This is a genomic window from Rhizobium sp. FKY42 (genome assembly GCF_005222835.1).
Classification (GTDB): domain Bacteria; phylum Pseudomonadota; class Alphaproteobacteria; order Rhizobiales; family Rhizobiaceae; genus Neorhizobium.
Genome location: NZ_STGA01000044.1, coordinates 290,602 through 305,509, shown reverse-complemented (window position 1 = coordinate 305,509; position 14,908 = coordinate 290,602). Strand labels below are relative to the sequence as shown.

Sequence of the window (14,908 nt, the reverse complement as noted above, 5' to 3'; positions counted from 1 at the left end):
GGGAGATGTTGTGGCACGCCTCGTGCCTCTCCGGTCCCGGCCTAGCAAGGGAGCATGTCATGTCGTTCAAGACCATTCTTTCCGTCATTGGAAATCGCGACCAGGAAACGGATCTCGCAAAGGCGATCGAGCTAGCGCTGCAAATGGACGCCCATCTTACGGTTCTCGTGATGGACATCGCCATCACGCCCACGCTTAGCGACTACCCGGTCGGGACGGTGTGGCTCGATCAGCGCGTCGAAGACATGAAGGCGCTGCAGTCGACTACCGAGCGGGCGAAGGCATCGCTTACAGTTGCCAATATTCCCTACGATATCGAGCACTTCTATACCGAGCGTCCTTTTGCGGCGGATGTTATCTATCGACATGCTCTTTACGCCGACCTCGTGCTGCTCGGTGAAAAAACACGTGCCAATTCGGCCCTTCTGTCGGCTGTCGTGGATGGTGCTGTCTTCGAAGCGCAGCGTCCGCTGCTCTTGACGTCGGCGACAGACAAGCCTGCCGCCAAGGTTCGCAAAGTGCTGCTTGCCTGGAATTCGAGACCGGAAGCGGGCCGTGCGGCGCGCGAAGCTATGGAGCTCCTGCGGCATGCAGAGGCGGTTCATCTTGCCGTCGTCGATCCGGATGCAACCTATCTCGCCAATGGCGGAGAGCCGGGTGCCGACATGGCGGCTTATCTCGCACGCCATGGTGTGAATGTGGTGGTGGATCAGTTGCCAAGCGGCGGGCGCCGCGTGCAGGACGTTCTCAACAGTCACGCGGTTGAGGTCGGTGCCGATCTGATCGTCATGGGCGCCTATGGTCATTCAAGGCTGCGTGAGCGTGTTTTCGGTGGCGTAACGCAGTCCATGCTGGAGGAATCCCCGGTTCCTGTTCTGATCGCTCGCTGATCAGCCCAGTTCCAGCGTGGTGACACCGAAAATGAGGCGTTCTTCCAGGCGGGGAGGGGCGCCTCTATACATTCTTGCCGTGGTAAAGCCTTGCGTGAAGCCGAGGCCCTGGAGGTATTCACCAAATACCCCTTGGTCTTCCGGGACGTCGATATGGATCGTCTCCCTCCCAGCAAGTTGGCAGAGTGCGCTGAAGAGTTCGAATGCTCCTTGATCCGTCCCGGCAAAAAGCGGTCCGATCTTGAAGCCCTGATGGCAGGAACGCAGCACCCCATAGCCGGTCAACCTGCCATTTTGCATAAGCCCAAGTGCGTGGCGCGGTGGGTCGATCCATGCACGTAGGAATGCGGTTCGCTCAGCAGGAAAGGCTCGTCTGTCGAATTGCGCAATCTCTGTGAAGGCTGACGGATCAAGAGCGATTACCTTTGGCGAGACGATTGTATTCTCATTGAAAGATCCGCTCCAGCGCACAGTTTTGTAACAAGGGCTGAATCCCATTCGGGCATAATTGGCTTGCTGCTGCGGCACGCCGTCCAGTCCCACCGTCCGGCCCTCGAGATAGGCCATGCCGTGATCCCATACGCGTCGGCCGAAACCTTTCCCGCGCAATTCCGGATGACTTATGTAGAGGCCGATAAAGCCGAATGTTTCGCCATAGCGCACGGCAGAGATCGCCGAGGCAAGCTTTCCTCCAACGAAACAGCCGAAGAACCCATCCGGGTCGGCGGCGAACAAGGGCTCGGCATCATCAAGGCCTGGGTTCCAACCTTCTGCCTTTGCCCAGTCCAACAGGTCTTTCAGGTCGGAAAGGTTTAGATTGCGAATGTGCGGCTCGCTCATGCCATGATCACTTCCGGTGAAAAGGGGGTGAGTGCGCCGAGATAGGGTTTGTGGATTGGTGAAGCATAGGCGCCGACCTTCGATGTGGTGAGGCCAAGCGCAACAAGACATTCCGCCTGCTTCACGGCTGCGGCCACGCCGTCAATCACGGGAACGCCAAATTCCTTGCGCAGATCCGCTGTCAGGTCCGCCATGCCTGCGCAACCCAGAACGATGGCTTCGGCTCGGTCCTCTCTCAAGGCCAGCTCCATCTGCTGGCACAGTCTGGCGCGGGCATTGGAGGAGGGATCTTCAAGGGAAAGCACCGGAATATCGGCTGCCCGCACCTTTGTGCGTCCCGACATGCCGTAGCGATAGACAAGGCGTTCGAGTGGTAGCCGCGAGCGCTCCATTGTCGTAACGATGGTGATCCTTTGGGCAATGAAGGAGGCAGCACAGAGTGCCGCCTCGCATAGGCCGATGACGGGAATGTTGGCCATCGCGCGGGCAGCATCCAGCCCCGTATCGTCGAAACAGGCGATGATGGCCGCTTGCGCGCCCGCCTTCTCCCCGGCTGCGATTTCAAGAAGCAGGCCGGGAACGGCAAAGGCTTCGTCGTAATAGCCTTCGATCGATACCGGCCCCATGGACGATGTGACGGCTACGACGTCGGTGCCGTGGGCTGCAACCAGCCTCGCGGCATGCGCCGCCGTTGCGGTCATGCTGGCGGTGGTGTTTGGATTGACGAGCAGGATCTTCATCAGCCGGGTGTCCTGCTGCGGTTGAGAACAGCGATCAGACCGAGCGTTCCGGCAATCACAAGGAAAGAAAAGACGGTGGTCACGGTGCCGAGCGCATAGAGCACCGGTGTGGTGACGTTGGTCGTCATGCCATAGATCTCCAGCGGTAGCGTGTTGTAGGTGCCTGACGTCATCAGAGTCCGCGCGAACTCGTCATAGGAAAGCGTGAAGCCGAACAGGCCGACGCCGACCAGCGATGGAGCAATCATCGGCAGCACCACGTAGCGGAATGTCTGCCAGGCGGTTGCACCGAGATCGCGCGCCGCTTCCTCATAGGAGGGTGAGAAACGATTGAACACGGCAAACATGATCAGCACGCCGAATGGCAGGGTCCAGGTCAGGTGCGCGCCGAAGGCCGAGGAGAACCATGCTGGCTGTACGCCTGCCTGCTGGAACATGACGCCGATCCCGAGCGAGATGATGATCGATGGGACCACGAGGCTGGCGATGGAGAGATAGAAGAGCGCCGTTGCGCCGATGAACTTGCGGCGAAAGGCAAGGCCCGCCAGAAGCGACACCAAAACTGTGACGGCCATGACCATGAGGCCAAGCGTCAAAGAGCGCCGGAAGGAGCCGCCGAAATCGCCCACCGCCTGGGTTTCCAGCAAGTTGGCGAACCAGTGCAGCGAGACCCCGTTCAACGGAAAGGTAAGCCCGCCGTTTTCGCCCTGAAACGAGAGGATGACGATGGCCGACAGCGGCCCATAGAGAAACAGGACGAAAATCGCGAAGAAGAAGGCGAGGATGTAGAATTCGCGGGAGCGTTTATCTGCGTACATCTCAAAGCTCCTTGCGAATATCGACGATGCGCAGAATGCCTGCGACCATGGAAAGAACGAGGATCAGAAGCACAACGGCATTGGCCGCAGCCGCCGGATATTGCAGTAGCGACATCTGGTTCTTCATCATCAGCGCGACGGATGCGCTTTGCCCGCCGGACATGACCTGCACGGTGGAGAAATCCGCCATCACAAGCGTGACCACGAAAATGGTGCCGATGGCCATGCCGGGTTTGGCCAAGGGTATGATGACATTCGTCAGGACCTGCCAACTCGTGGCGCCTGCATCGCGGGCGGCTTCCACCAGCGATTTATCGATACGCATCAGCGTATTGAAAATCGGCGTCACCATGAAGAGTGTGTAGAGATGCACCATGGCCAGCACCACGGCGAAATCCGAATAGAGCAGCCATTCGACTGGTTCGGACACGAGGCCGGAATTGACGAGGCCAGAATTGATCAACCCGTTTCGCCCCAGAACCGGGATCCAGGAAATCATGCGGATGATGTTCGAGGTGAGAAACGGCACCGTGCAGACCAGAAACAGCACCATCTGCATGGCCATGGTTCTGATGTGGAATGCCAGGAAGTAGGCGACCCAGAAGCCGATGAACAGCGTGATGGCCCAGACCAGCACCGCGAATTTCAATGTGTTGAGATAGGTCTTCCAGGTCACCCAGGAACCAAGCGTCTCCACATAGTTCATGGTGAGAAAATCCGGGTACATCTGGGCGAAGTCATAATCCCAGAAGCTGACGACGAGGATCATCAGAAGCGGAAGCGCAAGGAAGACGCCGAGAATGAGCGTGAGCGGCGCGGCCTGCAGATAGGCGGCAAGCTTCGGCGAAATACGGATGTTCCGCTTCGGCTTCGGCTCTCCAACACCTATGAAACGTACTGTTGCCATTCGGTCCTCTTGCTGCTCGTCGGGCTGAATGCCTTTCCCCAAGAGGGGAAAGGCGGTTTCGCATGAGATTTACGCCGCGATGAATTCGTTCCAGCGGCGAACCATGTAGCGGTCTTCGTCCATGACGGAGTTCCAGCAGGCGACCTTGCCCATGCGGTCTTCGAAGGAGCCGCCATCGCGCACGGCGCCAGCCTTTTCCATGACCTTGCCTTCCGGCGAGAGGATCTCTCCCTTGGCAGCCTTGCCTTCGATCCAGTAGCCCCACTCGTCTTCGGTCATGAACTTCTTGGCCGTATCCATGCAGGCGGAATAGTAGCCCTGACGGTTGAGATAGCCGCCCACCCAGCCGGATGTGTACCAGTTGATGTATTCATAAGCCGCGTCGAGCTGTGCCCCCTTGAGGTGGGCAGCAAGTCCCAGGCCGCCGCCCCACGAGCGGTAGCCTTCCTTCAGCGGCTGATATTTGCAGGCAATGCCCTTGGAACGAACGGCGGCAACAGCAGGCGACCACATGGACTGGATGACCACTTCGCCGGACGCCATCAGGTTCACAGATTCATCGAAGCTCTTCCAGAAGGCGCGGAACTGGCCCTGTTTCTTGAGGCCAATCAGGAACTCGATCGTCTTGTCGATTTCTTCCTTGGTCATGTTGCCCTTGTCGGCATATTTGATCTTGCCGGAGGCTTCCATGATCATCGCCGCATCCATGATGCCGATGGAGGGTATGTTGAGGATGGAGGTCTTGCCCTTGAAGGCCGGATCGAGAATATCCGCCCAGGTGGTGATTTCGCGGCCGACGAGATCCGGACGAATGCCCAGTGTATCGGCATTGTAGATCGTCGGCATCATGGTGAACCACTCGGTTTCGCTCTTGGCGAAAGTCTTGGTGCCGGGCTTTTCAACATAACCGACCGTGTGCGGGGCGGTGCCCTGCGCAATCACGCTATCCGGCTTCAGTTTGCCGTTCTTGAACAGCGGAACGACCTTGTCATAGTATTTCAGTTTCTTGACATCCATGGGCTGGATGACACCTGCCGGATAGACCTTCTTCAGGATCCAGTATTCGATATCGGCGATATCGTAGGAATTCGGCTGGGTCACGGCGCGCTGGGCGGCGGCGTCAGAATCGGTTGCCGTCATTTCCAGCGTGATGCCGAGATCCTTCTTGCACTGCTCTGCTATGGCATTGATGTTGGAAACGCCGGTGCCGAACTGGCGAAGTGTGATCTTCGACTGCGCCCAGATGGTGGGAAAGCCGGTAATAGCGCCGGAACCGGCGGCAAGGCCAGCTGCGGCAGATGCAGTCTTCAACAGGCTGCGGCGTGTAAGGCCCGAAGGCTTGTTCGTCTTGTCGGTCATGCCATGTTCCTCTCTGGTTTTTATTGTGCTGGTTTTTGTTGCGCTGCTTGTTATTGAGCCTTTCCGAGGACGATCACGTCCCCGGCATGCCAGGACAGCTGAATGGCTTCGCCAACCTTGATCGGTTGTTCGAAGAACTCTCTGTCGCTGATGATTGCGGTGAACTCCTCGATCCCCGCGCCGGTGGCGGTGAGCTTTACGGAGGAGCCGCGATATTCGATGTTGGAAACGCTGCCGGTGAAGCCCAGCCCATCCTGCGCGGCCTTGCCGATCTGCACGCGGTCGGTGCGGATGGCGATGTCGACCGGGTCGCCTTCCGGCATGCCGCAAGCCGGGGCGCTGAATGTACCGCCTGCCGGAACCGTGAGAGAAAGACCCGATGGCGTCGACGAGGTGGCGCGCCCGGAGATCACATTATGATCGCCCATGAAGCGGGCTACGAAGGCCGTCGCCGGTCTTTCGAACACAGTGCGCGGCGCGGCCGCCTGCTCGATGCGGCCATCGTTCATGACGACGATGATATCCGCCAGCGCCATGGCCTCTTCCTGGCTGTGGGTCACGTGCACGAAGGTGATGCCAAGCGAGGTTTGCAGCTTCTTCAGTTCCGCGCGCATGCGTATCTTGAGGAAGGGATCGAGTGCAGACAGCGGCTCGTCCAGCAAGAGAGCTTCAGGATCGGTGATCAGCGCACGGGCAAGCGCCACACGTTGCTGCTGCCCGCCGGAAAGCTGTGCCGGGCGGCGGCTGGCATAGGGCTCAAGCTGCATCAGCTTCAGCATGTCGAGCGCCTTGGCACGGCGCGTCTCCTTGTCGACGCCCTTCATCTTCATCGAGAAGGCAACATTTTCCACCAAATCGAGGTGTGGAAACAGCGCATAGGACTGGAACATCATGGCAGTCCCTCGCTCGGCAGGGGCCAGATCCGTGACATTCTTGTTGCCGAGAAGAATATCGCCGCCTGATACGCTTTCGTGGCCCGCAATCATGCGCAAGGTTGACGTCTTGCCGCAGCCGGAGGGGCCAAGAAGGCAGCAGTAGCTTCCCGCCGGAATCTTCAGGCTAATGGCATGAACTGCGGTTGTGTTTCCGTAGATCTTGGAAACCGACGCAATTTCTATCTCGGCTGCTTTGCTCATGCACGTCTCCTTCAAGATGAGACTGTTAATGCATGGTTCGTGCCAAGTTCATTCCTGCGGCATTTCCGGAGGTCGGAATGCAAGGCCCTGTTAATTTGTGCACTGCACGCACAATGAAGGGGCACGACTTGCTCAAAATTTTTGCGATCGTATACGATACTGTAGGATTATTGTATTCGATGCGTCATTCAAACTGAACGCGCTTTCCTTTGTGCCGAATCTCAGGGTACAATCTGCCGGAAACCGGATCCCGCCATGCAGATCAGTGACAAGATTTCTCCTTTTGATATTGCTCCAGACGATCGGGCCTTGGCCATTCGGGATGCGCTCCGCAATGCGATTGTCGACCGCCGTCTGGCGCCGGGGACCAAGCTTTCGGAAAGTGAAGTCGGCACGCTATTCGAGGCCAGCCGCACCGTCGTTCGCGCTTCGCTTCAGATGCTCGCCTTTGAGGGCCTGGTAAAGACGGAACGAAACAGGGGTGCTTTTGTATCCAATCCGACGCCCGATGAGGCGCGTCAGGTCTTCGCCTCAAGGCGCCTGCTGGAGCCCGGCATCGTGCTTGCTGCGGTGGAGCGCATAACCTCTAGTGATCTGGAGCGCTTTCGGCGGCATCTGGAGGAAGAAACGCGCTACATGAGCCAGCGCGGACCGGCGGCGCGGCGAGCAGAGATCAAGGCGTCGGGCGATTTTCACCTGATGCTGGCAGAGGTTTCCGGCAATGCCATTCTCCAACGGTTCATGGACGAACTGGTGGCGCGCTCATCACTCGTCATCGCGCTCTATGGAAACACAGGCGTTTCGCGGTGCGGCCACAATGAGCATGCCGATATTCTGCAGGCGCTGGAAGCGCGCGATGCGGCACGGGCGAGCGCCATCATGCTGCATCACATAGACCATATCGAAGCGGATCTGGATCTGCGCGTGCGCGATGGCCTGGCGTTGAAGGATGCGCTGGACATCTGAGCGTCAAAAGAAAAGGGCCTCCGTGAGGAAGCCCTTTTGCAACTTCATGCGGAAAGATACTCAAGCCGCGCGGCTGAAGCCTTGTCTCTGCTGTCCAGCCTGGGGCAGGCGGAACTGTCCGAGCAGCTGGATAAGCGCGTTCGCATCTACCGAGAGGTTATGCGAGGTTGCCGTTGCCTCTTCCACCATGGCCGCATTCTGCTGGGTGCCCTGATCGATGGAGTTAACGGCGGTGTTGACTTCCTGCAGACCGAGCGACTGTTCGCGATAGGCTTCAGCAATCGCCTGTACATTGGATGTGATCTGCTGAACCTGGTTGACGATGCCTTCCAGCGCCTTGCCGGTATCGCCGACCAGTGAAACCCCGCGCGCAACATGTCCGCTGGAGGCCTGGATCAGATCCTTGATTTCCTTTGCTGCCTTTGCAGAGCGCTGCGCCAGTTCGCGCACTTCCTGAGCGACGACGGCAAAGCCCTTGCCTGCTTCACCAGCGCGGGCGGCTTCAACGCCAGCGTTCAGGGCCAGAAGGTTGGTCTGGAATGCGATCTCGTCGATCACGCCGATAATGTTGGAAATCTCGCCGGACGAAGTTTCGATGGCCTGCATCGCGTCCACGGCGGAGCGGACCACGCTGCCGGACTTGCGTGCATCTTCGCCGGTTGCCGTCACGAGGCGACGTGTTTCCTCAGCACGCTTTGCACCATCGCGAACCGTCGTCGTGATTTCCTCAAGCGCGGCAGCCGTTTGCTCGATGGAAGCTGCCTGCTGTTCCGTGCGGCGCGCAAGATCATCGCTGGAGGAGCGGATCTCGTTGGCGCCGGCCGTGATGGCATTGGCATTGCCGCCGACCAGTTGCATGGCTTCAGCCATTTTTTCCAGCGAATGGTTGAAATCGGTTCGCAGGCCATCGAGTTTCGGGGAGAAGGGACGCGTGATGCGGAAAGAAAGGTCGCCTTCGGCCAAGGCCTTCAAGCCGGATGCGAGCGACTGCACGACATCCGCCAGCACGCCAGCTTCCTCAGCCCTGATGGCTTCGTTGGCTACACGCTCCGCTTCCGTCTGGCTGCGGGCTTCTTCTGCACGCTGTTCAAGCTGGATGCGCTCCAGCGAATTCATGCGGAACACTTCGACAGTTTTTGCCATGGCGCCGATCTCGTCACCACGATCAATGCCGTCGATGGGTGCGGCTGCCTCACCGTCTGCCAGCGACGACATGCGGTTGCGAAGCTTTTCCATCGGTTGTGTGATGCCTGCGTGGCAGACATAGACAGCGGCACCGATGATGGCCAGAATTCCGAGCGACATGACGATCATGCTGGTGTGGATCACACTGTCGGTTTCCTGCGAAATCTGCTTGCCACCCGTCTCAACAAGATTGGTCAGGTTCGTGTTGTTGGCGCCGGACTTCTCGGAGAAGGTTTGCGAAAGCTTGTCCAGTCCGCGGACCACGGCCAATGCCTCATCCGTCTTGCCTGCTTCCTTCGCCGCAACAACCTTGTCATATTGAGCGTTGAACTGGTCCATCAGCCCCTGAAGTTCGGCCACCGCTGGCTGGGTCGCGGGGACGGATTTCGAAATGTCGACCAGCTTTTGACGAGCGCCGTTCAGGTTGCGCACGAAAGCGGCCTTTGCCTCATCATAGGACGGGGTGCCTGGCTCATTGAGCGCCACTCGGGAAATCGCATTGACTGCCGTCCACATGCCTGCCGAGGAGCGCGCGCCCAGGACGGCCGACGACGCCTTTTGTGCGATGAAATCCGCATAGCGGTCGTTCACGTCGTCGAACCGGCTGCTGAGGTAGAGCATACCTGCAAGCGCAAACAAGCCGAAGAAGAGGATAAGTGAGACGATCTTGGTTCGGATTGAAAGGCTGCTCAGCATGGTAAACCTTTATGTTCAGGACGAGACGTTAAATACGCCACACATATGAAAAAGCACTAAAACAGAAGACGCTTCATCTCCTCGTTATGCCTCAAGAAGTTGTGCAGTGGAAATGGTTAAGTGATGGTGTAATTATTACTGATGATGCGAATAAATCGATTTACCAAGAATCGGGCGAAGGCTGGACTGTTGTGTTCCATCCGAAGCGGTTATCCTCTTGGAACCGGTTGGCGCGTTCGGCGTTCTTGCCGGGATGATATTCGATTGATGTGCTCGAAAGGCGCACAAGGAGGAAAGATGTTTAAGGCGATCCAGGCAGCCGGAGTGGCGCTCACCATGGCAGCAGCAGCCGTCGTCAGTTCAGTCCCGGCAGGAGCGCAAGATCTGGAATTGCGAATTGGCCCGGATGGCGTTCGCCCCGTCATTCGCGATCCGCGCGGCCCGGAGCCCGATCGCCGCCGTCCGCCTCCGCGTGGTTGCGATGAGCGCGAGGCCCGTGCTGCCGCTCGTGAAGCAGGTCTGCGTGACCCGGAAGTGGTGCGTGTCACCCCCGGTCGTGTCATCGTCGAAGGCTATACGCGCCGTGGACTGGAGCGCATTACCTTCGCCAACGAGCGCGGCTGCCCGGAAATCTGATCTGACAGATCCCAAACCTATCTGCAAGAGCCCGCCACCCGGCGGGTTCTTTGCGTTTATGGTCCGTAGCGGGCAAGCCATGCGTGTTCCGTTGCCGGAGCTTCATCCGTGGTGATCTGGTCTGGCCTCAGGCTCATCAGCATCGAGAACCGCAGCCATTCGTCCTGCGAGAAACCCTTGTTGCGATCCACCATGTTGAAGGTCCAGGCATCGACTGTCTTGTCGAGAGAGTGACAAAGTCCGATGAGATCAAGACCCGCCGCATGGGCTTCAAGGATCAGCGGCCAGGAGAGGTAGATCATCTGCGGCTCGGTTGGTCCCAGACAATCGGCGCGCAATACTTCCTCGACCGCAGAAGGGCCTTTCTGGCGCAGCAGTGCCAGCAGTTTGTTGGTCGGGTCGATGCCGCGCTGTGCGTCGGGCAAGCGTGTCTTCATCGCTTCAATCAGATCGAGGTCAGCGCCGCTGACGATCATGAACCGGCCAAGGCCCGCAAAGGTTCGAGCCAGATGATCCAGACCCTTTTCGCCAATCGTCTTCAGGTCGTCCTTCATGTCGAATTGGAGAAGCGCTTCCGGGTGAGCTGTCTGCATGAGCCCTGCCAGATCTTCCGAAAGAATGGGCGTGGTTCCGCTGGACTTCATGGACAGTGTTCGGATCGTCGCCGCATCAGCCTTGCAAACCGGCCCGTAACCCGTGGTTTCGCCTTCGAGGTCACTGTCGTGCAGAACGACAAAGCCGCCATCGCCGCGCACCCGCAGGTCCAGTTCCATGGAGGCGCCAAAGCGAAAACCCTCCGCCATGGTTTCGGCGGAAAACAGCGGGCAATCCAGCGAAAGCCGCAGGCGATGCCATTTCAGCCGTATGCGGTGCCCATCGTGGACGATGTCGAGACCGGGCCTAGCATTTGGCATGGCGGGTTCCATCAGAAGAAATCAGGTGAAATAGGTGGCGATCCGGTGACCATCGAGTTCGTGGACAGCAAAGTCCGTAGCATAGATCGATGTCAGGATCTCCGGTCTCACGATATCGTCCGGCGTTCCCTGAAGAAACAGTTTGCCATCGCGCATGACGACGATGTGATCCGCGTAGCAGGAGGCGAAGTTGATATCGTGCAACACGACGACCACTGTCTTGGCGAAATCCTGCGCGGCGCCCTTCAGGAGCTTCATCATACCGACAGCGTGACGGATATCGAGATTGTTCAGCGGCTCGTCGAACAGCATGTAGTCCGTATCCTGGCACAGCACCATGGCGACGAAAGCACGCTGGCGCTGGCCACCGGACAGCTCATCCAGATAGCGTTCGGAGAGATCACTCAGGCCCAGATAGCCGAGCGCCCGCTCGACATGGCCTAGGTCCTCCCGCGTCGGGCGGCCCCTGGAATAGGGGTAGCGGCCGAAGGTCACGAGATCGCGCACCGTCAGGCGGGCGACCATGTGGTTATCCTGCCGCAGAAAGGCCAGACGACGCGCCAGCGCATCGCCCGGCGTGCGGGCGACATCCAGTCCGTCCACCATCACCTGTCCGGAATCCATGGGCAGAAGGCGGGCCACCATGGATAGCAGCGTCGATTTGCCAGCGCCGTTCGGACCGATGATGGCGGTCAGCCCACCCTTCGGCAGGGTCAGTGTAACGCCATCGACAACCACGGTCGAGCCATAGGTTTTGCTGACATCACGGATGTCGATCATCGGATCGCTCCTCTGAGCAGGAAGAGAATGAAGAACAGGCCGCCGGCAAACTCGATGATGATGGAGAGCGCAGTATTGAAGGCAAAAACACGTTCCAGCAGTGTCTGTCCGCCCACCAGCGTGATGATGGCCAGCAGGCAGGCCGCCGGAATGACATGGCGATGTTTGGCGGACGGCATGATGATGTAAGCGAGGTTTGCGACCAGCAGGCCGAAGAAGGTTGCGGGGCCGACCAGTGCAGTCGAAACACAGACGAGGACAGACACCAGAAGCAGGATGATGAGGGTCTGCCGTTGGTGGTCCACGCCCAGCGAAATGGCGGTCTCGCGCCCCAGCGCCATGACATCGAAACTGTGGCCCATCCGCCAGGCAACAGTCGAGACAAGCCCAACCAGCACGAAGGAGATACCCAGCAACTGGCTGTCGATGGAATTGAAGCTGGCAAACAGACGATCCTGAAGAACGAGGAAATCGTTCGGATCGATGATCCGCTGCAGAAAGCCGGACAGGCTGCGAAACATGATGCCCAGCACGACACCTGCCAGCATCAACAGATGCAGGCTCTTCAGCGCCCCGGAAAACAGCAGGCGAAACAGGATGAGCGAAAAGCCCATCATGACCGTGACTTCGATGACGAAAAGCAGGCGCGGATCGAGCCCTGAGATGAAGGTTGCCCCGAAGACCAGCACCAGAAGTGTTTGCAACAGGCCGTAAAGCGCATCGAAACCCATGATGGATGGTGTCAGGATGCGGTTGTTGGTGATGGTTTGAAACAACACAGTGGACAGCGCAATCGCATAGGCGACCAGCACCATGCCCAGAAGCTTCGTACCTCGGAAAGTAAGGATAAAGCTCCAGCTGCCGCGGGCTCCGATCGTCATGAAACCGATTGCCGCGACTACGGCAATCAGACCCAGAATAGCAAGGATCGGGAAGGGGTTACGCCGCACGGCTCTGCCTCCTGAAAAGGAGGAAGAGGAAGAAGGCGCTACCCAGCACGCCCAGCACCGCGCCCACCGGCACCTCAAAGGGCCAGACAACGATGCGGCCAATGATATCGCAGGCCAGCACAAGCCCCGCGCCAAGGATTGCCGTCCATGGCAGGGTGCGGCGCAGGCTGTCGCCCATGATCATGCTGATGACGTTCGGCACGATGAGGCCCAGGAACGGAATAACACCCGCAGTGACGACGACGCAGGCCGTGACCATGGAAACGATGATGAGCCCCAGCATCATGATGCGGCGATAATTCAGCCCCAGATTGGTGGCGAACTCCTCGCCCAATCCGGCAAGCGTGAAGCGGTCTGCGGCAACATAGGCGGCAATCGTCATGACGAGCGAAAGCCAGAGGATTTCGTAGCGCCCGCGAAGCACAGAGGAGAAGTCGCCACTTTCGAAGGCGGCGAGCGATTGCATGAGGTTCAGCCGGTAGGCGATGAAGGCGGCAACCGAATAGATGACGCCTCCCAGCATCAGCCCCACCAGCGGCACCATGACGACCGAGCGCAATGGAATGCGACGTAGGATAGCAAGGAAGAGGGCGGTTCCGAGAAGTGCGAACCCTGCCGCAAAGGCCATCTTCCCCATCACCGGCATGTTGGGCGAGATGATCAGCGCAATCAGCATGCCAAGGCTGGCAGATTCCACCGTGCCTGCGGTGGAGGGTTCGACGAACCGGTTTCGCGCCAACATTTGCATCAGCGTGCCGCAGACGGCGAGCCCCGAGCCTGCAAGAACGAGCGCCAGCGTGCGGGGCAGGCGGCTTGCCAAAAGCACCAGCACGGCCTTCTCGTCTGCCTCACCGCTCAACAGGGCAAGCGGGGAGATGTCACTCACGCCGAAGAACAGGCTGGTGACACCGAGACAGAGAAGTGCGATGAGGGCAAGTGTCAGACGCATGGGCTGATTTCAGGCTAAGCGGCAACCGGGCGCGCGCCGCCTATCGGCTCAGGGCTTTGCGAGCGCGGTGTTCAACTGGTCCACCGTGTTCTGAAGCGCAGTCAAACCGCCACCTACCACATAGAGCGACAGGCCGTCGAGATAGACGACATGGTTCTTCTGCCAGGCGGTGGTACGCCGTACGATGTCATTGTCCAAAAGCTTGGAGGCTGCTTCGCCCTTGTTGCCGATCGAGGCATCGCGGTCGATGACGAACAGCCAGTCCGGGTTCTTTTCCAGAATGTACTCGTAGGAAATCGGCTGGCCGTGATTATCCGCCTTGATCGCTGCATCGGCGGGAGTCATGCCGTAGTCGGAAAACAGGACACCGAAACGGGAGCCGGGACCATAGGTGCTCATTTTACCGCCGGTTGTCAGGACCAGCAGGCCCTTGCCGGCATTCTTTGTCTTCTGCTTCAACTCGGCTGTCGACGAATTCAGCTTTTCGATGAGTCTGTTAGCTTCGCTTTCCTTATTGAACACTTTCGCAAGTGTGCGGATGTTCTCTTCCGATTGCTTCAGGAAGGTGTCGCCATCGACAGAGAGATCCACGGTGGGAGCAATGGCTGACAACTCCTTCAATTTGCTGGCGGAACGAGCGGTCACGATAATCAGGTCCGGCTGAAGTTCGGCAATTGCCTCGTAATCCGGTTCGAACAGCGTGCCGACTTTGGGAACAGGACCTGACACGTATTTCTGAAGGTAGTCAGGCATCAGGGCCTTGGGCACGCCTGCCACGGGAACGCCCAGCGCATCCATCGTATCGAGGGCTGCAAGGTCGAAGGTGACCACTTTCTTCGGCGTCTCAGTAAGCTTCGTTTCGCCCTGCGCGTGGCGGATGGTGATGTCCGCCGCCAGGGCGTGAGAGGCACTGAATGCCAGCGCAGCGGAGAGAGCAAGTGTGCGAACCGTCGAGAGCAACATGGGGATTGATCCTTGGCACCCATCCGGTTGGGCCCGAAAAAAGGCCATCTACCGGCGTTTATAAGTTGAGAAGCTGGGTTCACTTATTTAAAGCAGTGTAACTTCGTCAAGAATTATATGCCGCAACCGATCACAACGCCGGGAAATCGCCATGCACTGTCCCTGATGCCTGTTGAAAA

The 14,908-nt window shown here is 58.6% G+C and carries 15 protein-coding genes; 3 read left to right on the top strand and 12 right to left on the bottom strand.

The features are described from left to right. Window positions 1–59: 59 nt before the first annotated feature. A complete protein-coding gene (locus tag E8M78_RS17685; protein ID WP_137136289.1) occupies window positions 60–890 on the top strand; it encodes a universal stress protein in 831 nt (276 codons plus the stop codon). Here E8M78_RS17685 and E8M78_RS17680 read toward each other — a convergent pair whose 3' ends face one another. From E8M78_RS17680 to E8M78_RS17655, 6 genes are all read right to left on the bottom strand, one after another. Then, complete coding sequence (locus E8M78_RS17680; RefSeq protein WP_137136288.1) at window positions 891–1,730, bottom strand: GNAT family N-acetyltransferase; 840 nt, start codon at window positions 1,728–1,730, stop codon at window positions 891–893. It lies immediately after the preceding gene. Beyond that, a complete protein-coding gene (locus tag E8M78_RS17675) occupies window positions 1,727–2,470 on the bottom strand; it encodes an aspartate/glutamate racemase family protein (RefSeq protein WP_137136287.1) in 744 nt (247 codons plus the stop codon). The genes E8M78_RS17680 and E8M78_RS17675 overlap by 4 nt, the downstream gene beginning before the upstream one ends. Continuing rightward, on the bottom strand, window positions 2,470–3,288 hold the full coding sequence (locus tag E8M78_RS17670; RefSeq protein WP_137136286.1) for an ABC transporter permease: 819 nt from the start codon (window positions 3,286–3,288) through the stop codon (window positions 2,470–2,472). Before E8M78_RS17670 ends, E8M78_RS17675 begins: the two co-directional genes overlap by 1 nt. A gap of 1 nt (window position 3,289) precedes the next feature. Next, on the bottom strand, window positions 3,290–4,195 hold the full coding sequence (locus tag E8M78_RS17665) for an ABC transporter permease (protein ID WP_137136285.1): 906 nt from the start codon (window positions 4,193–4,195) through the stop codon (window positions 3,290–3,292). Window positions 4,196–4,264: 69 nt separating this feature from the next. Beyond that, complete coding sequence (locus tag E8M78_RS17660; RefSeq protein WP_137136284.1) at window positions 4,265–5,554, bottom strand: PotD/PotF family extracellular solute-binding protein; 1,290 nt, start codon at window positions 5,552–5,554, stop codon at window positions 4,265–4,267. Between the two features lie 50 nt (window positions 5,555–5,604). Beyond that, window positions 5,605–6,690: an ABC transporter ATP-binding protein gene (locus E8M78_RS17655; RefSeq protein WP_137136283.1), complete on the bottom strand. Its 1,086-nt coding sequence runs from the start codon at window positions 6,688–6,690 to the stop codon at window positions 5,605–5,607. A gap of 255 nt (window positions 6,691–6,945) precedes the next feature. On the opposite strand from E8M78_RS17655, the gene E8M78_RS17650 reads away from it, so the two are divergent. Next, window positions 6,946–7,656 (top strand): GntR family transcriptional regulator, encoded by a 711-nt coding sequence (locus E8M78_RS17650; RefSeq protein WP_137136282.1) that lies wholly within the window; start codon window positions 6,946–6,948, stop codon window positions 7,654–7,656. 60 nt (window positions 7,657–7,716) lie between these two features. Here the strand turns inward: E8M78_RS17650 and E8M78_RS24075 are convergent, their stop codons facing one another. Beyond that, complete coding sequence (locus E8M78_RS24075) at window positions 7,717–9,537, bottom strand: methyl-accepting chemotaxis protein (protein WP_137136281.1); 1,821 nt, start codon at window positions 9,535–9,537, stop codon at window positions 7,717–7,719. A 297-nt stretch (window positions 9,538–9,834) separates the two neighbouring features. Between E8M78_RS24075 and E8M78_RS17640 the strand changes: the two genes are divergently transcribed. Continuing rightward, window positions 9,835–10,173 (top strand): hypothetical protein, encoded by a 339-nt coding sequence (locus tag E8M78_RS17640; RefSeq protein ID WP_137136280.1) that lies wholly within the window; start codon window positions 9,835–9,837, stop codon window positions 10,171–10,173. Window positions 10,174–10,229: 56 nt separating this feature from the next. Here E8M78_RS17640 and E8M78_RS17635 read toward each other — a convergent pair whose 3' ends face one another. From E8M78_RS17635 to E8M78_RS17615, 5 genes are read right to left on the bottom strand one after another with little or no spacing between them, the layout of a single operon-like run. Then, entirely contained in the window at window positions 10,230–11,087 is an 858-nt protein-coding gene (locus tag E8M78_RS17635) for a glycerophosphodiester phosphodiesterase (RefSeq protein WP_137136279.1), read from the bottom strand. A gap of 21 nt (window positions 11,088–11,108) precedes the next feature. Next, window positions 11,109–11,867 (bottom strand): ABC transporter ATP-binding protein, encoded by a 759-nt coding sequence (locus E8M78_RS17630; protein ID WP_137136278.1) that lies wholly within the window; start codon window positions 11,865–11,867, stop codon window positions 11,109–11,111. Beyond that, window positions 11,864–12,796, bottom strand: a complete 933-nt coding sequence (locus E8M78_RS17625) for an iron chelate uptake ABC transporter family permease subunit (RefSeq protein WP_246658379.1) — start codon at window positions 12,794–12,796, stop codon at window positions 11,864–11,866. Before E8M78_RS17625 ends, E8M78_RS17630 begins: the two co-directional genes overlap by 4 nt. A 10-nt stretch (window positions 12,797–12,806) precedes the next feature. After that, window positions 12,807–13,766 carry an ABC transporter permease gene (locus E8M78_RS17620; RefSeq protein ID WP_137136277.1) on the bottom strand — a complete coding sequence of 320 codons (960 nt, stop codon included), beginning with the start codon at window positions 13,764–13,766 and terminating at the stop codon, window positions 12,807–12,809. A 48-nt stretch (window positions 13,767–13,814) separates the two neighbouring features. Then, window positions 13,815–14,729 (bottom strand): siderophore ABC transporter substrate-binding protein, encoded by a 915-nt coding sequence (locus tag E8M78_RS17615; RefSeq protein WP_137136276.1) that lies wholly within the window; start codon window positions 14,727–14,729, stop codon window positions 13,815–13,817. Window positions 14,730–14,908 lie beyond the last annotated feature (179 nt).